The organism is Kribbella sp. CA-293567 (genome assembly GCF_027627575.1).
In the GTDB taxonomy this organism is placed as follows: domain Bacteria; phylum Actinomycetota; class Actinomycetes; order Propionibacteriales; family Kribbellaceae; genus Kribbella.
Genome location: NZ_CP114065.1, coordinates 1,469,726 through 1,493,866 on the forward strand (window position 1 = coordinate 1,469,726; position 24,141 = coordinate 1,493,866).

Consider the following 24,141-nt stretch of genomic DNA (forward strand, 5'->3'; position numbering starts at 1 on the left):
GCGCCTGACAGGCCCAGGCCTGACAGGTACGCAACAGAATCCGCACGGAACATGGTCATCACGGTAGGTGTCAACAGTGCCCGGGGCAACGGATATTCCCGCTAGCCCAGCTTCTCCCGGGCGTAGCGCAGGGTGGGGCGCCGCATCGCGTGCTCGTGCCTTGCCAGGAAGGCTCGGAGGGCCGGCTCGTCTGCCACTCCGGCGTACTTGAGGGCGATCCCGACCGGCTTGGAGACCACCGGATCGGGATCGCCGAGAAGCAGCTCGGCGATCGAGAACAGCTCGTACGCCGTGCGCCGGTCCTCTTCCGTGGTCTTCTTGGCGCGGGCCTTGAAGTCCAGCACGCAGAACCCGGCCAGCCACGACGTCTCGCCCAGCAGTTCGGAGGCAGTCAGCTCCATCCGCGGACCCTAACGCAGGACGGCAACGACTTCCCTGGCGGCCGCGGCGATCAGAGCGTCGTCGGCCTTGGCGTCTTTCACGCCTTTGGTGGTCAGGACGGCGAGGACGATCGGGGCACGGTTCGGAGGCCAGAGGATGGCGATGTCGTTGCGGCTGCCGTATCCGGCGGTACCGGTCTTGTCGCCGACCTTCCAGTCCTTCGGGACGCCGGCCCGGATCGTCGTGTCGCCGGTGGTGTTGGTCCGCAGCCAGTTGACCAGGATCGCGCGCTTGGGCGGCGGCAGGGTGCGGCCGAGAGTGAGCTTCTGCAGGCTGCCGGCGAGGGCTCGCGGGGTGCTCGTGTCGCGGACGTCGCCGGGGACGGCCTCGTTGAGGGTCGGCTCATTGCGGTTGGAGTTGGTGACCCGGTCACCCATTCTGCGCAGTGAGGTCTGGAGGCCGGCCGGGCCGCCGAGCTCGACCAGGATCAGGTTGGCCGCCGTGTTGTCGCTGTAGCGGACAGCCGCGTCACAGAGCTCCCGGAGCGTCATGCCGGTCGCGACGTGCTTTTCGGTGATCGGCGAGTAGGTCACCAGGTCGGCCTCGGTGTAGCGGATCAGCTTGTCGAGGTTCTTCGCCCGGTCGAGCAGCACTCCGCAGGCGAGTGCCTTGATGGTGGAGGCGAACGCGAAGCGCTCGTCCGCCCGGTAGCTGACGGTACGGCGGGACCCGGTGTCCAGGGCGAACACGCCGAGCCGGGCGGCGTACTGCTTCTCCAGTTTGCTGAACTGCCGCGTCGTGGTCGGAGTCGGGGTTGAGAGGGGTGCTGTCGCGACCACCGGCGTCGGGGCCGGGGGTGGCGCGGCGGTGGGTGCTGGTTCCGAAGAGCAGGCGGAGGTGGTCAGCACCAGAGCGGTCAGGGCGGCAAGGAAGGCTCGTCGCATGGCACCGACCTTAGTTGAGAGCGAAAAGCCTCATGCCATCGCTGAAGACCGGTCGCCCGCTGGCGACTGTTACGGCCGGCTTGTCACAGGTGACCTTCTTGGTGTCAGCCACCGACGCGGCGGTGGGTCCGGGCACCAGCGGCCGCGGCTGGACGCCGGTAGTGCCGACGAGGACGGGGGAGCAGCTGCCGTTCGGCTGCGGCATCAGAGTGACCACCCGGCCGTCCGGAAGTAGCCCGAAGCCGTCACGGGGGAATGAGGGCTGCTGCAGCTTCGGAGGCACCGGTAGCAGGTGGTGCCACTGCGGAGTGCCGTCGGCGGGACTGAGGGCGGACACGTCGTACGTCTGGTCTTCGCCGTCCTCGGTGCTCGTCCGGCAGGTCACCAGCACGATCGAGGAGTGCGTAGCGGCCAGTTGCGCGTCACAGGACGACCCCCCGAGTCGCGGCCTCGGCGTACCGGGCACTGGGCTGGTCCAGAGGATGCGGCCTTCGGCGACGTCCACCGACCACTGGTAGAGCGTCCCGCCCGCGGCGCCGGTCCACACGAGACCAGAGACCTCACGCGTTTCCGGTACTGCGACCAGCTCCCCGATCCATGTGGACGGGTCCAGCTCCGCGCTCAGCTCGAACCGGATGCCGAGGTTGACCTCCCAGCGCTGCTTGCCGCTCGTCAGGTCCAGTCCTCGCACGACAGCCCCATTGCCGCCACAGGCGTCGACTACGACCGCTTGGTCGTTCAGCAGGACGCCCTGGGTGACAGTGCACTTCAGCCGGGTCCGCCAGTGCGTCGGGTTGCTGACTCCGTGCGCGACGACGTCCTTGCCCTCTGCCACCAGCAACTGGTTGGCATCGACAGCAAGCGCCGTACCGTCGGTGTGAACCTCGGTGAGCACCTTGCCGGTCTCCGCGTCCAGTACTGCGTACGTCGGCAGGTCGATGCCCCGAGGAGCGCGTCCGTCGTCGTACGGCAGGTGTGCCGCGATCGTGCGGCCGTCACTGGAAACCAACAGGCCCTCGGAGCCACTGGAGGCGGCGTCATCGACGTCGGCCCGGGTATACCGCCACCGGATCTGGCCAGTGGTCGCGTCGGACATCACCACGCCGTCCGACCGCAGCTCGGCCACTCCGCCCACTGTCCCGGCGATAGCGCCGGTCGCGGGCACCTCCCGGCTCCAGGCGACACCGCCGTCGAGCTGCACGGGCAGTACTCCGGGCGGCACGGTGGTCGTAGTGCTGACAGTGTTGGCCGTCTCCAGCCGTGCCTGAACGAACGGCTCACCAGCCGACACGACGATCCAGGCGAGCAGCGAGGTGCAGACGACTGTCACGCCGAGGCTCAGAGCCCAAGGAGGCGCCGATGCGTACGGCGGAGCCAGTCGCAACCGTCGCGCCAGCCCCAGGAGCCCACCGGCGAGCAGTAGGGCTATGGAGGCGAGCATGAGGTACGGCCAGCGCTCACTCAGCGCCGCGCCGGGTTGCGCCGACGGCCACTGCCACCAGCAGACCCCGACTGCGATCACGCCGACTGCTGCGAACACGATCGCGGGGATCGTCACCAGCCGAGGCTGCGCCCGCCGGAACCAAGCGCACGCCAGGCCGGCCGCGGCCGCAGTACCGGCTATCGGTGCCCAGACCGGGTAGCCGTTGACGTCTTCGGGCCCAGCGGGCCAGCGGGCTGCCGCGCCCAGGCCGCGACCGAGCAGCACGGAGGCTGCGATCACGACGCCGAGTGCGGCGCCCAGGTAGATCATCGGGATCAGCCCGGCGATCGGGCGAGCCGCCTTCGGTCCCCACTGCTTCAGCTCGCGCCGGAGGTTGTCCCGGGCGGCCTGCTCCCAGTGCTCCCGGCCATGGCTGGTCGCGTAGAGGCTGGTCTCGGCGAGACTCTGCAGGAAGGTCATCCGGCCGCGGGCGAAGTCGCGGTCCTCGATATGCGCGTACTCCGCGCGGATACCGGTCGCGTACTCGTCGTACCGGTCCGCGGCCATGCTCAGGACGCGCAGGTCGGCGTCGCAGAGGACAGCGCCGTTCGCGTCGCCCGGCTCGCAGTCGTGTTTGGCGGTCAGCCGGATCAGCCGGCCGATCTCGGCCACCCGGGCGGCCTCGACGCCGTACGCCGACAACTCGAGCTCGGCGAGCTGGGCGGAGACCTCTTCGTTCTCCCCGGGCTCGGCCTGCGGGTCGTAGACCGCGTCGTGGAACCAGGCGGCCAGCCGGACCGCGTCCACGTCGTCGGCGGTGCCCGCCAGCTCGTCGATGGTCGCGAGCAGCTCGGTCAGGTGCCGCTGGTCGTGATAGTGGCGATGTTGCTCTGCGTAACGGGCCAGCAGGTCTTCGCCCAACGGCTGCGCGTGCGGCAGCAGGCGATTCCACTGGTCGCGCAGATCCATGACGGTGAGTCTTGCACCCGGTGACGGCCCGGGCCGACCGATCCCGGGGTCCCGGTTAGGGTCGTGGCCAAAGCGATATCGGCTCGTCACCTGTTCGGAGCCGGTCGGGTGGAGAAGGAATTCAGATGGAGGACGCCATGCGCTTCGGATTGGTCGGGACGGGCCCCTGGGCCAATCTGACCCAGGGACCCGGGCTGAACGCCGCCGAAGGCGTCGAGCTGGTGGGGGTCTGGGGCCGTGACGACGCCAAAGCGGCCGCGTTGGCTACAGACCTGAAGACGACCGCGTACAGCGACTACGCAGCGTTACTCGCCGACGTGGACGCGGTTGCTTTCGCCGTACCGCCCGCCGTCCAGGCCTCGATGGCGCTGGAGGCCGCGGCCGTCGGCAAGCACCTGCTGCTGGACAAGCCGCCCGCCGATTCGCTGGCCGACGCCCGGGCGCTGGCCGACGAGGCGAGCGCCGAGGGAATCGCCTCGGTGGTGTTCTTCACCGGCCGGTTCGAGCCGGAGACCCGCGCCTTCTTCGAGAAGATCGAGGCGACCGGCGGCTGGAAGGGCGGCTGGTCCCGGATGCTCGCCGCGCTCGACGCTCCCGGCAACCCGTTCAGCGAATCGCCGTGGCGGCGCGAGCAGCGCGGCGCGCTCTGGGACGTCGGTCCGCACGCGCTGTCCAACCTGACCGGTCTGCTCGGCCCGATCGGGGACATCCGCGCGGTCGGAGGCGAAGGCGACCTGGTCCACCTCGTCCTGACGCACGAGTCCGGCGCGACCAGTACGGCGAGCCTGTCGCTGTCGGCGCCACCCGCCGGCAGCAACTTCGAGACCGGCATCTGGGGAGAGACCGGTACCGCGATCCTGCCGCGTGGCGACACCCCGGCGGTCGACGCCTTCGCCCTGGCGGCGACCGAGCTGGTGGCGGCCGCTGAGTCCGGCGATTCGCATCCGGTCGACGTAGCCTTCGGCACCCGAGTAGTAGAGCTGCTGGCGTCCGCCGAGGCGCAACTCACCGCAGGGCGATGACCCCTGCCGGTCCTGAGGTGAGGACCAGGTTGCCGATCGCCACCAGATCGCGGCTGCACGAGATGCCGGTGGGAAGCTTCACCCGGCGCAGCCCGGTCTTGTCGATGACGTTGGCCCAGCAACTGTCGCCGCCGGCGGCCAGGGTGACGACTCGGCCGTCGGCGGTCACGGCCACACGCGCGTGGGGGTTCACCGGTGCCGCGTGCTGCCAGGCGGTCCGACCGGTCCGCGCGTCGATCGCGGTCACCACCGACTTGATGTTCTGCGGGGTGTCGGGGCCCGGACAGTCCACGACGATCAGCAGGTCCCCAGCGCCCTTCAGCAACGTGCGGCAGGCCCAGCCCGGCGGTACCGGCCAGCGCCACTTCGTCTCACCCGTGCGCGGCTCGATCGCCAGCAGCGCGACCGGTACGTCGGAGTCGCCACCGGGCTCGGCCACGACCACCAGCCCGCCGACCACCGTGGGCCGCCGGTACATGTCGGTCGTCGACTTGGTCCAGAGCTTCTTCCCGCTCTTCAGCTCGAGCCCGCTCATCTCGTCGGGCTCCGAGCCGCAGCTGTGCCCGAGGAAGGTGACGACCGTGTCCGAGGTCGCCACCGCGCCGATGTCGGTGCAGCGGCCGGGCTCGAAGGTCCAGCGGTTGCGGCCGTCCGGGTCGACGCCATGGAGCTTGTCGGAACCGCGGGACACCCGCTCGCCCACCAGCAGGGGATCGGCTTGCTGAATGCTGTGGTCGCGCGTCCCGCCCGGCCAGGCGGCCGCCCGTTTGCCGGTGTTCGCATCCAGCAGCAGATAGCCGACGTCGGCGAACTCGGCGAGCACGTAGTCGCCGTCGCCGGTGGCGACGATGTCCGGCTTCTCGTCCGAGTCGGACCTGCTGTAGCGCCACCGCAGCTCCCCGGTGGCCGCGTCGAGCATCTCCACCACGCCGCTCTGCCGCGGAACAGCGATCCCGTACTTGGTCCCGACGGCCTCCTCGGCGCCTGCGCTGGTCAACGTCCGGCTCACCCAGGTGACACCACCGTCGAGCACCGAGTCGGGCCGCTCGCCGGCGGGGCGGCGAGGACCCTCCGACCGCTCGTTGGCGCCGAGCACGTAGCCCCTGGCCAGCGGCTGCACGACCAGGAGCAGCACCAACGCGATCACTGCGGGCGCAGCAAGCCAGGACAGTTGCTGGCCGAGATTCCGCGACGGCAGGAACCTTGCGTTCCTGGTGCGCAAGGTGGAGGCGACCAAGGCCGTCGTACCGGCTAACAGGAGCAGTAGAAGGGCGGAGAAGACCAGTGGAACGCGGAGACCGATACCGACGGCCGGATTGGTCACTGGGACTTGCGCCCAGGCAACGAGTAGCCCTGTGACCGCGAAGGCCACCACTGCTCCAGCGATCAGCCGTGAGCGTTGGCTGGAACTGCGGGCCGAGCGGAAGAGCGCAGGAGCACAGATGAGAGACAAGACGGCCAGAGCTAGCGGTGGCCAACCAGCCTCGGGCTCTATGGTCGGGACCTGCCAGGGCGCGCCAGCTGCGGCTATCGAGGCGACCGTTGCCGCCACTGTCGAGAAGGTTGCAGTAGCCGCCAGCGCCGCCTGCTGCCAGCCTCGCCACGGCGCCGGCAGTTCACTGTCGAGTCCGGCAAGCTCGGACTCCAGATTGGCGCGAGCGACACCGCCCATCCGTTGCCGGGCGAGTTGGGTCCGGTAGAGATGCCCGTCCAGCAGCAGCCGCACCTCGTCGTACCGGCGGCCGATGGCGGCAGTGCGGTCACCGGCATCGCGGCGTACTTCGGACGCGTGCGCGGCGTACCGGGCGGGTGCCGTCGCGAGGATGCTGTTGACGGCGTCGAGCAGGACGTCGCCGTTGGCGTCGCGGCGGGGCGGCGCGTAGGAATCGGTCGGTGGCGTCGACAGGTCGCCGGTGAGCCGGATCAGCCGGGCCACCTCGGCGATGCGGATCGGGTCGACGCCGTACGCCGGGAGGGTCTGTTCGGCCAGCCGGGCCGATGACTCCGCGTCCTCGGCCGGTCCGCCGCCGGGCTGGTGCACCGCCCGATGGAACCAGGCCGCGAGCCGCACCGAGGTGGGATCGGTGCTGAGCTGGATCAACGAGTCGAGCGCGTCCAGGACGGTTTCGAGGTACTGGTCGCGATAAGCGCGGCGGGTGCGTTCGACGTACCGCGCGACGAGGTCGTCCGCCAGCGGCGCAGAGCCAGGCACCAGCTCGCTCCATCGTTCACGCAGGACCACCACCGCCACAGTCTGCCAGTCCCACCACAACGGTGGCCGCTCGATCCGCGCACCTCTGGCTTGCGGTTGCGGGACAGCCCGTGCCGGATCGCCCGGCCGGCATCAGCGGGGCGCGGCCAGCACTCCGGTGAGCAGGCCCGGATACAGCGCCTCGAGGTCCTCCCGGCGGAGCTTGCTGATCCGCTTGGTGCCCTCGGTGTGGGTCGAGGTGACGCCGGCCTCGCGCAGGGTGCGGAGGTGATGGGCGCGGGTCGAGGCAGTGACCGGCAGGGCGAGTTCGCCGCAGGCGATGCCCTCGGGCACCTCGGCCAGTGCCCGGACGATCTGCAGCCGCACCGGCTCGCCCAGTGCCTGCAGAACTGCCTCGACGCGGATCTCCTCGCGGTCGGGCTGCGGCAGGGCCTTCGAAGTGCTCATACCGCCATAGTACGACGAAGGTCGAAGTTCGATGAGGATCGTAGTACGATCATCGTCGAATTAGTCCTGGCCCTTCGGCTCCGCCGTTTCGAGAGGTTGCTTCATGTCCGCACGGATCTACTTGCTGGCCGCCGGAGCCTTCGCTGTCGGCACCAGCGCGTACGTCGTGTCCGGTGTCCTGCCGGCCGTCAGTTCCGAGCTGCACGTCTCGCTGACCGCGGCCGGTCAGCTCGCCACCGCCTTCGCCCTCTCGTACGCCGTCGGCGCGCCGCTGCTGTCGACGTTGACGGGCCGTTGGGAGCGCCGCACGCTGCTGATCGCCGCGCTGCTGCTGGCTGCTGTCGGCAACGGGATCGCGGCGATCGCGACCAGCTACCCGATCCTGATCGCCGGCCGGATCGTGGCGGCACTCGGCGCGGCGGCGTACACGCCGGCGGCGACGCTGTTCGCGACCAGGTTCCTGCCGCCGGAAGAGCGTGGACGGGCGGTCGCCGTGGTGTTCGGCGGACTGACCTTCGCGTTGGTGCTCGGCGTACCGGCGGGCAGTCTGCTCGGTGAGCCGCTCGGCTACCGCGGGGTGTTCGCCCTGATCGCGGCCGTCTGTCTGGTGGTCACGCTCGCGGTCCGAGTGGCACTGCCGACTGTCGAGGCGCCCGCGGCTGTCAGCCTGCGCGAGCGCTTCGCCGGTCTGACCGACCGGCGGGTGCAGACAGTGCTCGCCATCACGGTCCTGGCGGTGCTGGCCACCATGAGCGTCTACATCTACGTAGTACCTCTCCTGGCGGAGACTGCTGACCTCAAGGGCGGCACTGTCGGCGTACTGCTCCTCGTGTACGGCGTGGGCGCTGTCCTCGGCAACCTGCTGGGTGGGCGCGCCACCGATCGCTTCGGCAGCCTGCGGACGCTGACAGTCACCCTGATCGGCTTCACCGTCGTCATCGCGACCCTGACTCTCACCGCGACCACTGTGGCCGGTGCGGCCATCGCCTTGTTCGTTTGGAGCGTCTTCACCTGGGCGTTCAACCCGCCGATCCAGAATCTCCTGCTGGAGCTCGGCGAAGGCGGCGGCCTGCTGCTGGCCATGAACGCGTCAGCGATCTACCTGGGCGCAGGCCTGTCGGCGATAGCCGGTGGTGTCGTGATCAAGCTCGTGGGCGTCCAGATGCTGCCGCCTATCGCCGGTGCGCTCGGCTTGGTCGTGATCGGCCTGCTGGTGACGCTGCGCCGCAACCCTGGCCTGCAGCAGGTCGAACAGCTGGAGCCCGTCGAGGAGCCGCTGGTCGCCGTCGCCGATTGACCCCTTGACCCGGCCGACACCCGGCTGAGGCAGGCTAGCGCGCATGCGTCGGCTGGCTGGTCTTCTCCTTCTCATGGCTTCTTGGGCGGTTCCTGGCGTCGCGATGGCGGCGGAGGTGAGCCCGCCAGATGTCGTGGAGGGGTGGAAGACCTCGGCTGTCTACGTCGATCCCACGCAGCAGTCGTTGCTCCCGGCAGCGGAGGCCCAGCGGCTGGCCAAGCGAGTGGCCGGGTATGAGCCGGCCGTCCGGATCGCGGTGGTCCCGGCCGCTGCCCTGGGATCGGGAACGAAGCATGAGGCGGCCCAGCGCTTCGTTGACACAGTGGTGGACTTGCAGCGGGCCGATGGGGTCTACCTGGTCATCTTCGGTGGCTCGATCAGCTGGGGGAGCGCTGTCGGCGTCGATACACCGATCGAAGAGATCCTGACCGATGAGCTGATCAAGCACAGCCGCTCCGATCCGGCCGGGCTGCTGGACGGCGTACTGGATCAGATGGAGGTTCCTGGCTCGCCAGGTGGGACACCAGGCTGGTTGTGGCCGCTGCTGGTCGCACTGGTCGTCTTGGCGGGGCTAGGGCTTGGCTTCCGCTGGTGGAAGCGCCGCCCGGCGAAGGACGAGGGGCCGGCGCTCTACCGCCCGTCGTACGACGTACTGCCGGACGAAGCGGACACCCTGGACGAACGGCGGAAGCTGGCGCGCGAGGACGTGACCAGGTTCGGTGAGGAACTGGATGCCGCCGACGTGCGTCTGGACGGCGTGGACACGGCAACGGATGTGCAAGCGGCGCTCGACGCGTATACCGAGGCCGGCCGGACAGTGGACGGCGAGCCGGACGACCTGCGACTGCGGGGAGTACGGGACACGGTGGCGTACGGGCGCTGGCGGCTGGCCAAAGCCCAGGCGCTCGTGGCCGGCACCCCGGCACCCGCCCGGCGGGCAGCCTGCTTCTTCGACCCGGCCCACGGGATGTCCGTCACGGACTGGATGTACACGCCAGCGGGCGGACGGGCCCGGGAGATCCCGGTCTGCGCGTCCTGCCAGCAGCGGCTCTCGGGAGGAACGCGATGAATCGTTGTGGTCGTCTGCTCATCGCCATGGCGGTGGTCGCCGTCGTGGCCCTGCCCGGTGTCGCCGCTCAGGCGGCCACTCCGACCCCGTTCCTGCCGACCCCGGCCGAGACCAGCCCGACCAGGACCAGCCCGGCCAGAACGAGCCCGACCAGGACGAGCCCGACCAGGACGAGCCCGACCAGGACGAGGGTGACCGTCCGGTACACACCGCCGGACCGGGCGGGCGATCGCAGGAAGGCCCTGGCCAAGGCCGGGCAGTACCTGGACGGTGTGGCAGCCAAGCTCGGCGAGCCCGGCATCTGGGTGGATTCGGCCGTGAAGTCTCTGGACTCGACGGAGATCGCCGAGCTGGACCAAGCGGCGAAGGCGGCCGGAGTACCGATCCGGATCGCTGTGATCCCGGCCAGGTCCATCAGCATCAGCCCGACCGGCAACTCGTTCTCCACTTCCACCAAGCTGGCCTGGGAAGGCGAGGAGATCGCTGACCAGCTGTACGACCGGGTCGGTGTCGAGGGCGTGTACGCCGTCCTGACGCACGCGTCCTCCCAGTCCGCCGGGCGCGGCCTGCACGCGGTGCAGCGCGCCGACAAGGGGCCGACGTACCACGTCGGGAGTGCCGTGGACCAAGCCGTCGACTGCTGTTCGCCGACCTACGACAAGATGCTGGCACGGTTCGTCCAACGAGCCCAGCAGGTCAACAAGCCGTTCTACGTCGACGCCGCCCCGTACGCCGGTGGCCTGGCCGGCCTGGCCGCTCTGTGGGCGGGCGGCACCGCCCTGGGTGCCCGCCGGGCCCGCCGGGCCGACGAGAAGCGGAACCTGGAGGTCGCGCGGCCGGTCCTCAACCTGGAGATCATCGCGCTGTCGGAACGGATCGCGGTTCGCCCGGTCTCGGCGGATCCCCAGCAGTCCAAGCTGCTCAAGGATGTGCTCGACACGATCGAGAAGGCTCGCCACCGACTCGACGCGGCTGAGGGGGACGCTGACACCGAAGCGGTGACGACCCTGCTCGGCTCTGCTCGCTACGGCATCGCCTGCCTGGACGCAGTACGCGCCGGCCGGCCGCTGCCTGAGCCGACACCGCCCTGCTTCTTCGACCCGCGGCACGGCCCGAGCACCACCGACACGGACTGGGCCCCTGACGGCGGGGCGACCCGCAAGGTCGAGATCTGTGACGAGTGCGCGGCTCGGGCGGCTGCCAACCAGGAACCGGCGGTGATGATGGTGACCGTGCGGAACACGCCCCGGCCCTACTGGAGCCTGGGCGAGGAGCTCGGTTCGTACATCGACGGCTACTGGTCGCAGGGCGACGGCAGGCGCTGGCGGTACCCCGATGACGAGGTTCGCCGGGCCGGGGACCGGATGCGGGCTCGCTGGCGGGCGAGACGGCCCGGGGCGCGGATGAGCAGCTTCGGCGACAACGTCGGAGGTGCCCTCGACAGCTGGGCGTCCAGCAGAGCCGGCAACAGCTCGGGCAGTTCCGGGTGGTCCGGGTCGTCCCGCCGGTCCCACTCCTCGCGGACCAGGTCCAGCGGCGGCGGATCGTCGCGGCGGTCGTCTCGCCGTTCAGGCGGCTCGCGGGGCTTCTGAGCTCAGTTCGGCGAGCTGAATCCGGTCAGCTTCTCCGGGTTGAGCAGCCACTGGATCTGGTCGATCCCGGCGGACGAGGCACTGATGCTGACCACCATGAACACCTCGCCGTCGCGGGCGACGACGGCCGACCAGCCGCCGTTGAACTCCGCGAAGCTGAGCGACGCGCCGGTCCAGAAGTTACCCGCGTAGCCGACGGTGACCTTGGCGATGACCTCGGCGCCGAACAGCTCGACCTTGGTCGCCCGGACGATGCCGCCGCCGTCGGAGTAGCTGACCGCGTCGGCGGCGAGCAGCTCGACCAGGGTGGCCAGGTTGCCTTCCTGAGCGGCCTCCATGAACGCCGCCAGCAGCTTGCGCTGCTCGCTCGTGCTGACCGTCTCGCGCCGCTCGTCCGCCAGCCGTTTGCGCGACCGGCTGACCAGCTGGCGCACGTTCGCCTCGGAGAGCTGGACGATCTCGGCGATCTGGTCGTACGGGTAGTCGAAGGCCTCGCGCAGGATGTACGCCGCCCGCTGGGTCGGCGAGAGCTTCTCCAGCAGCACCAGCATCGCGAGCTCCAGCGCCTCGCCCCGCTCGGCGCCCAGCGTCGGGTCGGCGCTGGTGTCGACCGGCTCGGGCAGCCACGGCCCGACGTACGTCTCCCGCCGGGCCCGCGCGGTCTGGCTCGCGTTGATCGCCAGCCGCGTCGTCATGGTGGCCAGGAAGGCGGCCGGTTCCCGGACGGTGCCGCGGTCGTAGGGCTGCCACTTGAGCCAGACGTCCTGGACCAGGTCCTCCGCCTCCTGGACGCTGCTCAGCATCCGGTAGGCGATCCCGAACAAGCGCGGCCGCACGCGGGCGAAGTCGACTGCCGCGTCGTCCAGGTCGGTGGTCACCTCGACAGCGTACGTTTCAGCCGGCGAGAACGGCAGGGAGGTCCTCGCTGTGCAGGACCGCGAGTGAGGTGACCGCACGGGTCAGGCAGACGTACAGCCGCCGCAGCCCGGTCCGCTCGTCGGCCTCACCTGCGACGATCCCGGCCGGTTCGACCAGTACGACGTGGTCGAACTCCAGCCCCTTGGCCAGCCCGGCCGGTACGACCTCCACCGGTGCTTCGAGGTCGTCCTCGTCGCCCAGTACGGCGAAGCTCAGTCCCTTGCCCTGCAGGGCTTTGCGGGCCGCCGGGACCAGCGCGTCAGGAACGATCAGCCCGATCGACCCCGGCCGGTCCAGTACCTGGCCGACCGTTTCCACAGCGGCTGCCAGGCTGTCGGGCACCCGGGTGATGGCCAGCTCCCCGCGCGTACGCCGTACTGCGGTGGGCGGGGTTAGGTGGGGCGCGATCTGCGGCAGCAGGCGGGCGGCGTACTCGATCACCTGGCCGGGCACCCGGAACCCGGCGGTCAGCTCCTCGGTGTGGGCGCCGCTCTTGCCCAGGTGGCCGAGTGCCTCGTCCCAGGACGGTGTCGCCCACGGGGTCGTGCCTTGCGCGATGTCGCCGAGCACTGTCATCGAGCCGGTCGAGCACCGGCGCCCGACGGCCCGCAGTTGCATGGCGGACAGGTCCTGCGCCTCGTCGAGCACCACGTGTCCGAGGCTGGGCGTGCGGTCGACCAGGTCGGCGATCTCGTCGATCAGGGTGGCGTCGGCGACGGACCACTTCGCGGCGCCCGCCGACCGGGCCGGCTTGTCCCAGATCAGCAGGGCCTGCTCTTCCTCGGTCAGTACGCCGGCAGCGTGTTCGGCGAGCAACTCCCGATCGGTGAACAACTGGAACAGCAGCTTGGCCGGATCGATCGGCGGCCACAGCGAATCGGCGTACTGCTTCACGGGCCGGCTTCTGGCCACCGAGTCCTGCACACGGTCGTCGGGGGAGTCCCCGGCGGCCTCCATCCGCAGGAGGACGGCGTGCGCGAGTCGCTGCGGCAGCATGGACCGGCCGGCGCCGTACCGGATGCCGCGGGTGCGTAGCTCGGTGATCAGCTCTTCGGCCTGGTACGCCGCGACCCGCCATCGGTGAGATCCCCTGGGGACCACCAGGGCTTCCTTGGGCAGCTGGACCTGGGACCAGACCGCCCGGCGCAGTACTTCGGCCAGCCGCGCGTCACCCTTGAGCACGTCGAGGGCGGCCGGACCCGGCCCGGCGACCTTCACCCGAGCCACCATCTCCTCGACAGTGGTCTGCTTCGCCTCGATCTCGCCCAGTGCAGGCAGCACGTCGCCGATGTAGCGCAGGAAGCTGGCGTTCGGGCCGATCACCAGGACGCCGGCCCGGCTCAGCTGGTCGCGGTACGCGTAGAGCAGGTACGCCGCGCGGTGCAGGCCGACCGCGGTCTTCCCGGTCCCGGGCGCACCCTGGACACAGATCGTTTCCTCGACACCGGCCCGGACGATGACGTCCTGCTCGGGCTGGATGGTGGCGACGATGTCGCGCATCGGGCCGGAGCGCGGACGCTCGATCTCGGCGTCCAGGATGGTGCTGTGCGCCTCGACGGCGGTGGAGCTGGTCAGGTCCTCGTCCTCGAACGCGGTCAGCTCGCCGTGCGTGAAACCGAACCGGCGGCGGCTCCCGACGCCCATCGACTCGGTCTTGCTGGCCCGGTAGAACGGCACCGAGATGTCGGCCCGCCAGTCGACCACGAGCGGTTCGCCGGCCTCGTCGTTCACGTGCCGGCGGCCGATGTGGAAGCTCTCGGCGGTGGGCTCGAGGTAGTCCAGCCGGCCGAAGAACAGCGGTACGTCGGGGTCGTCCTCGAGTTCCTTCATCCGGCGCCAGATCGCGGCCTTCAGGAACTGGGTGTTGACCGGGTCGGCGCCGGCGATCTCGAGCGAGCCGGTCTTGTCGCGCATCACGGCCAGCGCGGCGCGCGACGTGCTGAGGTAGTCCTTCTCGGCCTGGAGGATCGGATCGTCAGGGGGCATGCGGGGGCCTCCGCGGCAGCGGTCGAAGGGGTCAGGGAAGCCCGGCCACGTTACTTGAGTGCAAGCTCCGGAGCGACTGATTTAGCTGCTACCGGCTTGTCGCTGCGCAGCCCGGGCCGGAGCAGCAGCGGCAGCGTGATGCCGAGCAGGACCAGCACGACCAGCCCGTCGAGCCAGTAGTGGTTCGCTGTCACGACCACCACGCCGATGGTGATGATCGGGTGCAGCAGCCACAGCCAGCGCCATCTCGTCCGGGTGATCAGGATCATCGCCAGCGCGATCAGGGCGGCCCAGCCGACGTGCAGGCTCGGCATCGCCGCGAACTGGTTGGCCACTCCGCCCGAGGCGTCCGGTCCGTAGACCGACTGGCCGAACCGCAGCCCGGTGTCGACGAAGCCCGGCATCATCCGGGGCGGCGCCAGCGGGAAGACGATGTGCCCGACCAGCGCGAGGCCGGTCAGTGCCACGATCGTCCAGCGCACCCGGGGATAGGCCTTGGGACGCCAGATGCTCAACCAGAGCAGGACCGCGGCGGTCAGTGGGGCGTGCACCGAGGCGTAGTACAGGTTCGCTCCCTCGACCAGGTTGGGCACCTGCAGCGCCGCATGCTGGATCGCTGCCTCGTCCGGCAGGTGCAGCCATCGTTGCCAGGAGAGCAGCTCATCCGCGTGGTCGAACGCGGATCCGGTGTGCTTCGCCGCGAACTGGCGGCCCGCCGTGTAGACCAGGAACATGGTCGCGAGCAGCACTGCTTCGCGGACCACCCGCCACACTACCGGCGCGGCCCCCGACGGCGCGCGCCCGTCCTCCCCGGCCAGTTCCCCCTGCTCCAGTGCCTGTGTCCCCATACCCCTCGACGGTACCGGTCGAAGCCTCCGGAATGGCCCAGGCGGAACCCTGATGTTGCCCTGGGCAACCCCTTAGCCACGGATCGTGACCGTCTCGTCACCCCCGTCCACTGGGCCCGATAGTCCTTGTCTGGGGCAACGAAAAACGAGCGGAGCACATTCCGGGCCGGGCGACGCCCGCAAGGTCGGAAGCGACGGCCTGCCGGCCGGTCACCGCAGCAGCAGGTTGAGCACGACCGTCAGGACGAGCGAGGCGACGACCGAAAAGACGATCATCGCCAGGCAGCCGGCAGCTCCGCCGGCGGGACGCACGCGCAGTGGTGACATCAGTCGTCATCTCCGGTCGCGACGCGGGTGAGAGCCGTCGACGAGAGTTGCAGCAGGTCGGCTCCGGTCAGCACGGCCAGCCCCGCGGCGGCAGTGCGGGTGGCTCGTGGGAAGAGGACCAGTCCGGCCGTGTACGTCGTCGCCGTCCACACCGACAGGCAGAAGGGGCAGGTGATCAGCTCGCCGACCACCCGGCGAGCGCCGTCGCCGCGGGCCTCGTCGATGGTCTCGGCAGGGCCACCCGGACCGGAGTACTGGGTGAACGGGGCGCGGATCGGGCTGGTGACGGTGTTCCTGGAGACCAGCTTGCTGAACCGGAACACCGCCGCGGCGCCGACCAGGAGGTCCAGCGGCCGCACCTCGTCGGGCAGCCGCCGTCCCGTCGCCCGGCCGGCCAGCGCGAGCGCCGCGCAGTACGCCGAGAAGACGCCGATCGCTCCCGCGTATCCGCTGAGCGAGCGCTCTGGCGCGTAGCCGTCACTCTGCCGCTGGGCCGCGCTCTTCAGCCGCCCGACCCAGCCCACCGTCGACGGCTCGGTACTCGTCGCTGCGTTCATGCCGCCGCAGTACCCCGAAACGAGCCGCGTTACCCCGCTGTTTTCGGTGTCCGTCAGGCGAAGAGGTTCTCGGCGTCGACGATCGTGTACGCGTAGCCCTGCTCGGCCAGGAAGCGCTGCCGGTGGGCGGCGAAATCGGCGTCGACGGTGTCGCGGGCGACGATCGAGTAGAAGCGGGCAGTGCGGCCGTCACCCTTCGGCCGGAGTACGCGGCCGAGGCGCTGGGCCTCTTCCTGCCGGGAACCGAAGGTGCCCGAGACCTGGACGGCGACGGACGCCTCCGGCAGGTCGATGGAGAAGTTGGCGACCTTGCTGACCACCAGCCGGTCGATCTCGCCGGTGCGGAACGCCTGGAAGAGGCGCTGCCGCTCCTTCACCGTCGTCTCGCCCTTGATCACCGGGCACTCCAGCCGCTCACCGAGCTCGTCGAGCTGGTCGATGTACTGACCGATCACCAGCATCGGCTCGCCCTTGTGGTGCTCGGCGATCCGGCGGACCAGACGGGACTTGGCCGGGGTCGAGGCGGCCAGCCGGTACCGGTCCTCCGGCTCGGCGGTGGCGTAGACGAACCGCTCGGTCTGCTCCAGGTCGACCCGCACCTCGACACAGTCGGCCGGCGCGATCCAGCCCTGCGCCTCGATGTCCTTCCAGGGCGCGTCGTACCGCTTGGGCCCGATCAGCGAGAAGACGTCACCCTCGCGGCCGTCCTCGCGGACCAGCGTCGCGGTCAGCCCGATCCGCCGCCGGGTCTGCAGGTCCGCCGTCATCCGGAAGATCGGCGCCGGCAGCAGGTGCACCTCGTCGTACACGATCAGGCCCCAGTCGCGGGCGTCCAGCAGCTCCAGGTGCGTGTAGACGCCCTTCCGCCGGGTCGTCATCACCTGGTACGTCGCGATGGTGACCGGGCGGATCTCCTTGCGCGCGCCGGAGTACTCGCCGATCTCCTCCTCGGTCAGGGTGGTGCGCTTGAGCAGTTCGTCCTTCCACTGCCGGGCCGAGACCGTGTTGGTCACCAGGATCAGCGTGGTCGCCGACGCCTGCGCCATCGCGGCCGCGCCGACGATCGTCTTGCCGGCACCACAGGGCAGCACGACGACGCCGGAGCCGCCGTGCCAGAACGCGTCGGTCGCCTGCTGCTGGTACGGCCGGAGGTCCCAGCCGTCCTTGATCAGGTCGATCTTGTGCGCTTCGCCGTCGACGTACCCGGCCAGGTCCTCGGCCGGCCAGCCGATCTTCAGCAGGGTCTGCTTCAGGTGCCCGCGCTCGGACGGGTGCACCGCCACGGTGTCGTCGTCGATCCGGTCGCCCAGCATCGGCTTGACCTTCGCAGAACGGAGCACCTCCTCCAGCACCGGCCGGTCGGTGGTCACCAGGACCAGGCCGTGCTCGGGGTGCTTCTCCAGCCGGAGGCGCCCGTACCGGTCGAGTGTCTCGGCGATGTCGACCAGGAGCGAGTGGGGGACCGGGTAGCGGCTGTAGCGCAGCAGTACGTCGATCACCTGCTCCGCGTCGTGCCCGGCGGCACGAGCGTTCCACAGGCCCAGCGGCGTCAGCCGGTAGGTGTGCACGTGCTCCGGCGCCCGCTCCAGCTCCGCGAACGGCGCGATCGCCTTGCGGCAGTCGCCCGATTCCGGATGAGCGGTCTCCAGCAGCAAGGTCTTGTCGGACTGAACGATCAACGGCCCGTCGGTCACTACAGCTTCTCCCGTCACCAGCCACGGGCAGAACACCCCACCCGACCCTCCATTGTGCCTCCTGCCTGCAAATGGCACGGTCCGGTGCCGATCGTCACACCAACGTTTGAACCCGCCCCAAGGTGGCAAGTAGTGCTGTCGGGTGCAGAACTGCCGCCCACCGAACACCACCGAAAGCAGATCCCGTGCCTGCCAGCACCACACTCACCACCCCCGCCTTGACCGAGGCCGCTGCCTCCGAGGCGCTCAGCCCGACCGTCGGGCTCTTCTACCGCACCACGGCGCACCTCCGAGCCCGCTGGCTCAACCACCGCGGCGTCGCTGACGTCGTCCTGGCGGCGATCCTGCTCGTGCTGGCCGTCGCCGCACTGGCCGCATCGCGCTGACCACACCATCGACGAGAGCCCGGCCATCGATTGGCCGGGCTCTCGTCGTCTGGGTTCAGTGCTGGGCGCGATAGTTGACAGTGCGCCCCTGCAGCGGCTGCAGCATGCGGCTGTCGCCGTCCGGGAAGCGGAGCTGCAAGCGGTACAGCGACGCCGCCAGGATCGGCCGGTGGCTGTGGAGGACCAGCCAGGACACCCCCTCCGTGTACGGCGGAGTGGTGAGCGAACCTTCGTACCGGAAGGTCGACAGGTCGTCCGGCAGCCCACCCGCCAGGTCGGCCCGCGGGATCGGAATCTCCGGGCCGCCCTGTTCCGGCACCGCTGCCAGTACCTGGTCCTGCAAGGTCCCGCCCTTGCCGCCGGGCGTGATGAACAACCCGATGACCAGCGCCTCGCCGTTCGGCCCACTGTGCACGAAGTGCTGCTCCAACGGGAACTGCCGCCCGTTCAGCCGGTGCTCGGAGAAGGTGTGGAAATGGAAGTTGACCAGGTCGTACCGCACCCCGCCGAGCGTGATCCACGCCGCGCCGGCCGGGATCGGGGCAAGCACGGTCCGGTCCTTGCTCTCGTACCGGAGCGACAGGTCCAGCGCCGACGGGTAGTGAACCCGCAGAGCGGGCAGACCCGGGCTGTCCACCGCGTGAATGGTGTGGATGTTGATCGGGCTCTGCGGCACGGGTGAAAGGTAACCGACTCGCTGGTGCGGGTCAGTGCTGGGCGCGGTACTTCACGGTGCGGCCGTTCAGGGGCTGCAGGGTGCGGCTGTCGCCGTCCGGGAAGCGGGTCTGGAAGTGTGCCAGCGAGGCGGGGAGGATCTGGCGGATGTGGTTGAGGACGAACCACGAGACCGGCTCGGTGAACGGCGTGGTGGTCAGCGAGCCCTGGTAGCGGTAGCTCGACAGGTCCCGCGGCAGCGCGCTCGCCAGGTTGGCGCGCGAGATGTGGACATCCTCGTCGCACTCCTCCGGCACCGTCGCGAGCACCCTGTCCTGCAGCGTTCTGCCGAAGCCGCCGGTGGTGATGAACAGTGCGATGACCAGCTTCTCCCCGGCCGGGCCGCTGTGCACGAAGTGCTGCTCCAGCGGGAACTGGTGGCCGTTCAGCCGGTGCTCCGAGCGGGTGTGGAAGTGGAAGTTGACCAGGTCGTACCGCACCCCGCCCACCGTCACCCAAGCAGCTCCGGCCGGAATTTCGGCCAGCACCGTCTCCTCGGCGGTCCGCGTCTCACAGCCGCCGCTCTGACCGCCGTCCTTGCTCTCGTAGTGCACCGCCAGGTCGAGCGCGTGCGGGTAGTGGACGTGCAGCGCCGGCAGCGCCGGGCTGCTGACGGCGTGCAGCGTGCGGATGTCGATCGGACTCTGCTGCGGGAGCTGCGCCGAAGCGCTGGACAGCAACCCCGGTGACGCCAGGGCGGCAGCAGTCGCCGGTACTCCGAACAGAACGGCACGACGGGACACAGACAGGGACACGAAGAACTCCGTACTCGGGCGCGAAGATGGTCGGGCGGGTGCCTCAGACACCCGCCCGAGACGGTACGCCGGTCACCTCGGCAAACTGCGCGCAGCCTCCGCGTCCGGCGCATCGGCGTCACCGGAGACCGGTCGGGCCGCCTGGGCCATGGTGTCGGCTACTTCTCCACCGGGCGGGCGGTTGCGATCCGGTGCAGGGCGTAGGTTCGCGGCTGGTCCGCGTCCTCGTCGTACGCCGTGAGCCAGCCGTCGGCCACCCGGACCGGCTCCACGATGCGCTCCGCCGGGGTGCCGTTGTGGTCGACGTAGGAGATCCACGTCCGGGTGTGCGCCTCGGCCGCCTCGCTGAGCACGCTGATGGTTTCGGCGGGCGCGATGGTGTCGCCGGAGGTGTGCTCGGCCGGTCGCTCGGCGGCGACCCGGTCGCCCGAACGGACCTTTTCGATGACCGCCTTGACCTGGTCCTCGGTCAGCTCCATCGCGTTGTCGGCGAAGTCCCGGCTGGTACGCCGCCGCGGTGGCTCGCCACGGCGGTTGCCTGCGGTGGTGACGTGGACGACGCCGTCGAAGCTCTCGCCGAGCGGCGCGAGCCCGGCGTCGCGCAGCCGCGCCAGCACCAGGTCGGGCGGTGACGGCGACACGACCACGGTCGGCGCGAGCCGGCGGAACCGGATGCCGGGCAGGTTGGAGCTCAGCAGGCCGGTGAGCACGTTCTCGTCGTCACAGCGCAGGTACGTCGAGGCGGCGCCGATCCGCAGTACGCCGTGCCGCCGGGCGATGTCGTCGATCAGGTACGTGAGCGGCTGCGGGACCGGGGTCCGCGAGTGCTCCGCCAGCCATTTGTGCAGCTGGTCGCTGGTCCGCCCGAGGTCGAAGGCGCGCCGGATGGAGCCCTCGCTGAAGCGGAAGACCCCACCGCCACCCTGGGACTCCATGTCCGCCATGGCAGCCAGCTCGTCCTGTACTTCGCGCACGAGCGGCCCGGGCGCGACCGCGGTCAGGTCAGCCTGCAGCAGGATCTCCGACACCGGCTCCGGGACCAGCGGCTGGATGGCAGCGGCCAGCTCCTCGATCGACGGTTCGTCCTTCAACAGCGGAGCCGCATGCGCTGCAAGCGTGCCGAGACCGGTCAACCCGAGCAGAGCGGCCTCTGTGATGGTCCACTCGACCAGGTCGTCCCGGAACTGCCCACCGCGCCGCGGCCGATGCCACGCAACCCAGGTGACCACAGACTCGACCGCGGGCGCCGTGCCCTCAGCAGCCTCGGCCAGCGCCTGCAACGTGAGCAGCCGGATCTCAGGAGCCAACAGACGCTCCAGGTCAGGTGCCAGCGCGTTGACGAGCCGTTCACGAGCAGCAGCGGTCGCACCGCCACTGTCGCGCTTGCCGATGAGTCCGATCGCCCGCAGCCCGGTGAACCAGGCATTGACCAGCACAGCCCAGCGGCGGGCAGTGTCGAGCTCCAGCCAGTCGTCGTAGGCGCCAGTGGGCAACCACATCTCACTGTTGGCGACCTCGACAGCGGCAACCAGCCCAGCGGAGTACGCGATCTCCAGGACGGCTCCGGCGGTCTGCTCGTCGGTGCCGACCTTGGTGGCCAGAGCGCGCAGCTCACGGACGCCGATGCCGCCAGTACGCAGTACTGGCGGTGGCTCTGTGCCGAGCTGCTCCAGAGTGCGGTCGACCTGACGCACGAGGTCCAGCGCTGCACCAGCGGCGGCACCGTCAGCGATCGCGTTCGAGACCGGCTTGCCGTCCAGCGGCGGTGGTGTCGGCCGAGTAGTGGCGAGCACTCGTCCGCCACGCAGGTGCAGGCCGATCTGCCGAGGCAGTACGACGGTGGTCGCGTCCCTCGGTACTACGAGGCCGCGGGCCAGCAACTGCTCGATCGGTGAGCGGGCAGAGGCGATGGTGACCGGGCGCTCCGCCTTCTCGACGGTGCCGGTGGGCGGACCCCAGGTGAGCTTCTCGAGCACCTCACGGGCTTCCGGGCCGGCGTCCTCGATCAGCTTGTCCAGGTCACCGAAGTGGCGGGTGGTGAGCGGTCCGAGCCCGGCAGGTGTCGGCCCCAGCAGCTCGTGCACGGCCCTGATCGGGCGCAGGTCGTCTTCGGTGCCCCAGACCAGGGCGAGGGCCAGCAGCTCGGTCACTCGCGGCTGGACCACCTCGACCGGCTGGCCGACCCCCTTGGCCAGCGCGGGAACGTCGACGGGCTCGGTGAGGGCGGACAGTGCTTCCAGCAGATCGACACTGAACTCGTCGAGCCGGTTGATCGCACGGGCCGCGGAGGCGTTGGTGGTGGCACGGGCCGCTAGCTGGCCGGTGTCGGCTGGGATCGGGGTTGCCAGGTCTGGCCGGTGCCGGAGCAACTGGCCGAGGGCATGGTCGTCCCAGCCGCGCAGTGCCTCGGCAAGGGTGCGTGGGCGGGTCCGCTCGGTATTGCTCATCCCTCCAACGGTACGACCCCGAGTCCAGCCGGAGCGATTCGTGGCCGGACTCTTGGCGCTAAACGGCGGATTCGACGGCGCCCGCACGGCCGATCCGCCGGAATCCGACCCGCTCGTAGACAGCGGCCACCGCGTCACTCTCGGCGGACAGCAGGACCAGCTCGACACCGTGGGCGAGGGCGTGCTCGACCAGGCAACTGGTGACGGCGGCACCCAGGCCCTGGCGGCGCATCGCCGGCAGGGTCGCGACACCGACGATCTCGCTGGTGGCGCCGACCGGCTGGTGCAGACCACTGGCCAGCAGACCCTGCTCGCCGAAGACACCGGCCGTGACCGACACACCGGCTTCGGCCCGCTCGATCAGGGTCGCGACGGTCTCCTCCGGCAGCTCGGCGGCGGCGCGGTCACGGGCTTCGATCCCATCGTCGCCGACCGCTGTACCGGACGCCCCGAAACCCACCGAGGCGACCGCGCGCGCCTGCCGCAGTACGTCGGGGGAGGCGGGCAGGATCCGGCAGTCGAGGGAGGTCGCGACCGGGGTGAAGTCGGCCCGCTCCAGCACCAGCAACGGATACTCGTGCACCTCCAGGCCGGCCTCGGTCGCCGCCGGGCCGAGCGAGGGACAGGTCTCGACCACCCACTCGAGGGCCATCGGCAACTCGAGCTCTTCGCAGCGCGCCCGCAGCTTCGCCAGGTCCTCGCTGCCGATGGTGGCACCGGTTCCCGGGATCGGGCGGGCGTAGTACGGCCAGATCGTGGTGGACCGGAACAGCGTGAACGGCCCGACCTGCTGCCCGGTCGCGCCGGACAGTGGGGCCGCGTGCAGGTAGTCGTCGACGCGCGAGAGATAGGACATCACCGCGCAGTGAAGCAGTCTGCTTCACTGCGCGACAACCGAATATCAGTCGGCGACGATCTCGATCGAGACCCGGTCGGGGTAGAAGGCGACGTGGTCGCGGATCTCGGCCACCGCGTCGTACGGGTTCTCGTAGGTCCAGACCGAGTTCGCCGTCGCGTCGCCGCCGGCCGGGATGCTGAAGTAGTTGGCGTCGCCCTTGTAGGGGCAGTAGGTCTCTTGCTCGGTGCGCTGGAGCTGGGTCAGATCGACGTTCTTGCGCGGGATGTACTGCGTCGCCGGGTAGTCCGCCTCCTGCAGCGACAGGGCGTCCCGGCTGTCCGCGATCACCTGACCGGCGACCTTCACCACCACGCGATCGGGGTTCTTCACGACCGTGATCGGGTGGTCGGGACCAGGAATCTTGACCGGCTTGTCAGACATGACTCAGCTCCAAGGGACGTACGGCGTCTTCCTCCATCGACAACCACGGCCAGCAGCAGCGCATTCCTGATCGGCACGATCAGATCGGCAGTAGTTTGACCACCAGGCAGGGCCCGCCGTCGAAGGCGCCGCCGTCGATGCCGAGCACCAGCCCGTTGGCGTACAGCAGCGGCCCGGTCAGGTACGCCGGTGCGATGCCGAGCTGGTCGGCCACGATGCTGTGGCCGTGCACGATCCGGCGGCCACCGAGCCGGCCGAGCAGTTCGGCGGCGACCACCGGGCCTTCCTCGCCGCGGAACGCGTAACGCGAGGTCAGGCGACGCCAGATCTCCCACCAGACGGTGATGTCGCCGGTGTGCAGTTCGGCCGAGATGGCCGCGTTGATCTCGTCGATCGAGTCACCCCAGCCGAGGTACTCCTCGGTGTCGGAGTGCATCAGCAGGTGATCGGCGTCCAGCCCGAGCAGCGGCTGGTCCAGCAGCCAGGCGACGTCGTCGTCGGTGAGCAGCTCCTGGTCGCGGTCCTGGCCACCGTTCAGCGCCCAGCTGCGTTCGAAGCTGCGCGAGGTGATGCCCTCGTGCGGGACGAAGGTGTCGCCGAACTTCCGCATCCCGAGCGCCAGGATCTCGTGGTTGCCGAGCAGCACCCGGACCTCCCCCTGACCCGCCTCGGCCTGCGCCACCAGCCGGCGGACCAGAGCCAGTACGCCGATGCCGTCCGGCCCGCGGTCGAAGAAGTCGCCCAGCACCCAGAGCCTGGCATCCTCGCCGGACCAGTTGCCGTCGACGTCGGTCAGGCCCGCCTCGTGCAGCGCCGCGGCGAGCTTCTCCGGGTGGCCGTGGATGTCACTCACCGCGTACGTCGCGGTCATGCG

The 24,141-nt window shown here is 70.1% G+C and carries 21 protein-coding genes; 5 read left to right on the top strand and 16 right to left on the bottom strand.

The window, feature by feature from the left end; genetic code table 11:
- Positions 1–101 precede the first annotated feature (101 nt).
- From OX958_RS07100 to OX958_RS07110, 3 genes are read right to left on the bottom strand one after another with little or no spacing between them, the layout of a single operon-like run.
- The gene (locus tag OX958_RS07100) at positions 102–401 is read right to left on the bottom strand and encodes a DNA alkylation repair protein (RefSeq protein WP_270136367.1); all 300 of its coding nucleotides are present in this window, start codon (positions 399–401) and stop codon (positions 102–104) included.
- A 9-nt stretch (positions 402–410) separates the two neighbouring features.
- Positions 411–1,325, bottom strand: a complete 915-nt coding sequence (gene bla, locus OX958_RS07105) for a class A beta-lactamase (RefSeq protein WP_270136368.1) — start codon at positions 1,323–1,325, stop codon at positions 411–413.
- Between the two features lie 10 nt (positions 1,326–1,335).
- On the bottom strand, positions 1,336–3,717 hold the full coding sequence (locus OX958_RS07110) for a hypothetical protein (protein WP_270136369.1): 2,382 nt from the start codon (positions 3,715–3,717) through the stop codon (positions 1,336–1,338).
- A gap of 137 nt (positions 3,718–3,854) precedes the next feature.
- Here OX958_RS07110 and OX958_RS07115 point away from each other — a divergent pair, with 137 nt between their 5' ends.
- Positions 3,855–4,739: a Gfo/Idh/MocA family protein gene (locus tag OX958_RS07115; RefSeq protein WP_270136370.1), complete on the top strand. Its 885-nt coding sequence runs from the start codon at positions 3,855–3,857 to the stop codon at positions 4,737–4,739.
- Here the strand turns inward: OX958_RS07115 and OX958_RS07120 are convergent.
- Together OX958_RS07120 and OX958_RS07125 are read right to left on the bottom strand one after the other, a co-directional pair.
- Positions 4,723–6,951 carry an outer membrane protein assembly factor BamB family protein gene (locus OX958_RS07120; protein WP_270136371.1) on the bottom strand — a complete coding sequence of 743 codons (2,229 nt, stop codon included), beginning with the start codon at positions 6,949–6,951 and terminating at the stop codon, positions 4,723–4,725. The genes OX958_RS07115 and OX958_RS07120 overlap by 17 nt on opposite strands.
- 132 nt (positions 6,952–7,083) lie before the next feature.
- Positions 7,084–7,398, bottom strand: coding sequence for an ArsR/SmtB family transcription factor (locus OX958_RS07125; RefSeq protein WP_270136372.1), 315 nt, complete (start codon positions 7,396–7,398; stop codon positions 7,084–7,086).
- 103 nt (positions 7,399–7,501) lie between these two features.
- On the opposite strand from OX958_RS07125, the gene OX958_RS07130 reads away from it, so the two are divergent.
- From OX958_RS07130 to OX958_RS07140, 3 genes are all read left to right on the top strand, one after another.
- Positions 7,502–8,695 (top strand): MFS transporter, encoded by a 1,194-nt coding sequence (locus OX958_RS07130; RefSeq protein ID WP_270136373.1) that lies wholly within the window; start codon positions 7,502–7,504, stop codon positions 8,693–8,695.
- Between the two features lie 73 nt (positions 8,696–8,768).
- Complete coding sequence (locus OX958_RS07135; protein WP_270136374.1) at positions 8,769–9,764, top strand: hypothetical protein; 996 nt, start codon at positions 8,769–8,771, stop codon at positions 9,762–9,764.
- Positions 9,761–11,356, top strand: coding sequence for a hypothetical protein (locus OX958_RS07140; RefSeq protein WP_270136375.1), 1,596 nt, complete (start codon positions 9,761–9,763; stop codon positions 11,354–11,356). The genes OX958_RS07135 and OX958_RS07140 overlap by 4 nt, the downstream gene beginning before the upstream one ends.
- A 2-nt stretch (positions 11,357–11,358) precedes the next feature.
- On the opposite strand, the gene OX958_RS07145 is transcribed toward OX958_RS07140, so the two are convergent.
- The 5 genes from OX958_RS07145 to OX958_RS07165 all read right to left on the bottom strand — a co-directional run bounded on the left by OX958_RS07145 (position 11,359) and on the right by OX958_RS07165 (position 17,686).
- The gene (locus OX958_RS07145; RefSeq protein WP_270136376.1) at positions 11,359–12,234 is read right to left on the bottom strand and encodes an RNA polymerase sigma-70 factor; all 876 of its coding nucleotides are present in this window, start codon (positions 12,232–12,234) and stop codon (positions 11,359–11,361) included.
- A 16-nt stretch (positions 12,235–12,250) separates the two neighbouring features.
- Positions 12,251–14,260 (bottom strand): HelD family protein, encoded by a 2,010-nt coding sequence (locus OX958_RS07150; RefSeq protein ID WP_270136377.1) that lies wholly within the window; start codon positions 14,258–14,260, stop codon positions 12,251–12,253.
- 50 nt (positions 14,261–14,310) lie between these two features.
- On the bottom strand, positions 14,311–15,108 hold the full coding sequence (locus OX958_RS07155; RefSeq protein ID WP_270136378.1) for a phosphatase PAP2 family protein: 798 nt from the start codon (positions 15,106–15,108) through the stop codon (positions 14,311–14,313).
- A gap of 326 nt (positions 15,109–15,434) precedes the next feature.
- Positions 15,435–15,992: a DUF1360 domain-containing protein gene (locus tag OX958_RS07160; protein WP_270136379.1), complete on the bottom strand. Its 558-nt coding sequence runs from the start codon at positions 15,990–15,992 to the stop codon at positions 15,435–15,437.
- Between the two features lie 53 nt (positions 15,993–16,045).
- Entirely contained in the window at positions 16,046–17,686 is a 1,641-nt protein-coding gene (locus tag OX958_RS07165; protein ID WP_270136380.1) for a DNA repair helicase XPB, read from the bottom strand.
- Between the two features lie 185 nt (positions 17,687–17,871).
- Between OX958_RS07165 and OX958_RS07170 the strand changes: the two genes are divergently transcribed.
- Entirely contained in the window at positions 17,872–18,072 is a 201-nt protein-coding gene (locus OX958_RS07170) for a hypothetical protein (RefSeq protein ID WP_270136381.1), read from the top strand.
- A gap of 55 nt (positions 18,073–18,127) precedes the next feature.
- Here the strand turns inward: OX958_RS07170 and OX958_RS07175 are convergent, their stop codons facing one another.
- The 6 genes from OX958_RS07175 to OX958_RS07200 all read right to left on the bottom strand — a co-directional run bounded on the left by OX958_RS07175 (position 18,128) and on the right by OX958_RS07200 (position 24,138).
- Entirely contained in the window at positions 18,128–18,748 is a 621-nt protein-coding gene (locus tag OX958_RS07175; protein ID WP_270136382.1) for a carbonic anhydrase family protein, read from the bottom strand.
- A 31-nt stretch (positions 18,749–18,779) separates the two neighbouring features.
- Positions 18,780–19,541, bottom strand: coding sequence for a carbonic anhydrase family protein (locus OX958_RS07180; RefSeq protein ID WP_270136383.1), 762 nt, complete (start codon positions 19,539–19,541; stop codon positions 18,780–18,782).
- A gap of 158 nt (positions 19,542–19,699) precedes the next feature.
- A complete protein-coding gene (locus OX958_RS07185) occupies positions 19,700–21,988 on the bottom strand; it encodes a helicase C-terminal domain-containing protein (RefSeq protein ID WP_270136384.1) in 2,289 nt (762 codons plus the stop codon).
- Positions 21,989–22,046: 58 nt separating this feature from the next.
- Positions 22,047–22,844: a GNAT family N-acetyltransferase gene (locus OX958_RS07190; RefSeq protein WP_270136385.1), complete on the bottom strand. Its 798-nt coding sequence runs from the start codon at positions 22,842–22,844 to the stop codon at positions 22,047–22,049.
- 45 nt (positions 22,845–22,889) lie between these two features.
- Positions 22,890–23,267, bottom strand: coding sequence for a DUF427 domain-containing protein (locus OX958_RS07195; protein WP_270136386.1), 378 nt, complete (start codon positions 23,265–23,267; stop codon positions 22,890–22,892).
- Positions 23,268–23,346: 79 nt separating this feature from the next.
- Positions 23,347–24,138, bottom strand: a complete 792-nt coding sequence (locus tag OX958_RS07200; RefSeq protein WP_270136387.1) for a metallophosphoesterase — start codon at positions 24,136–24,138, stop codon at positions 23,347–23,349.
- Positions 24,139–24,141 lie beyond the last annotated feature (3 nt).

Excerpts from the sequence above, each read along its gene's own strand:
- OX958_RS07100 (WP_270136367.1), bottom strand. The coding sequence starts at position 401 with ATGGAGCTGACTGCCTCCGAACTGCTGGGCGAGACGTCGTGGCTGGCC.
- bla (WP_270136368.1), bottom strand. The coding sequence starts at position 1,325 with ATGCGACGAGCCTTCCTTGCCGCCCTGACCGCTCTGGTGCTGACCACC.
- OX958_RS07110 (WP_270136369.1), bottom strand. The coding sequence starts at position 3,717 with ATGGATCTGCGCGACCAGTGGAATCGCCTGCTGCCGCACGCGCAGCCG.
- OX958_RS07115 (WP_270136370.1), top strand. The coding sequence starts at position 3,855 with ATGCGCTTCGGATTGGTCGGGACGGGCCCCTGGGCCAATCTGACCCAG.
- OX958_RS07125 (WP_270136372.1), bottom strand. The coding sequence starts at position 7,398 with ATGAGCACTTCGAAGGCCCTGCCGCAGCCCGACCGCGAGGAGATCCGC.
- OX958_RS07130 (WP_270136373.1), top strand. The coding sequence starts at position 7,502 with ATGTCCGCACGGATCTACTTGCTGGCCGCCGGAGCCTTCGCTGTCGGC.
- OX958_RS07135 (WP_270136374.1), top strand. The coding sequence starts at position 8,769 with ATGGCTTCTTGGGCGGTTCCTGGCGTCGCGATGGCGGCGGAGGTGAGC.
- OX958_RS07140 (WP_270136375.1), top strand. The coding sequence starts at position 9,761 with ATGAATCGTTGTGGTCGTCTGCTCATCGCCATGGCGGTGGTCGCCGTC.
- OX958_RS07150 (WP_270136377.1), bottom strand. The coding sequence starts at position 14,260 with ATGCCCCCTGACGATCCGATCCTCCAGGCCGAGAAGGACTACCTCAGC.
- OX958_RS07155 (WP_270136378.1), bottom strand. The coding sequence starts at position 15,108 with ATGGGGACACAGGCACTGGAGCAGGGGGAACTGGCCGGGGAGGACGGG.
- OX958_RS07160 (WP_270136379.1), bottom strand. The coding sequence starts at position 15,992 with ATGAACGCAGCGACGAGTACCGAGCCGTCGACGGTGGGCTGGGTCGGG.
- OX958_RS07185 (WP_270136384.1), bottom strand. The coding sequence starts at position 21,988 with ATGAGCAATACCGAGCGGACCCGCCCACGCACCCTTGCCGAGGCACTG.
- OX958_RS07190 (WP_270136385.1), bottom strand. The coding sequence starts at position 22,844 with ATGTCCTATCTCTCGCGCGTCGACGACTACCTGCACGCGGCCCCACTG.
- OX958_RS07195 (WP_270136386.1), bottom strand. The coding sequence starts at position 23,267 with ATGTCTGACAAGCCGGTCAAGATTCCTGGTCCCGACCACCCGATCACG.
- OX958_RS07200 (WP_270136387.1), bottom strand. The coding sequence starts at position 24,138 with ATGACCGCGACGTACGCGGTGAGTGACATCCACGGCCACCCGGAGAAG.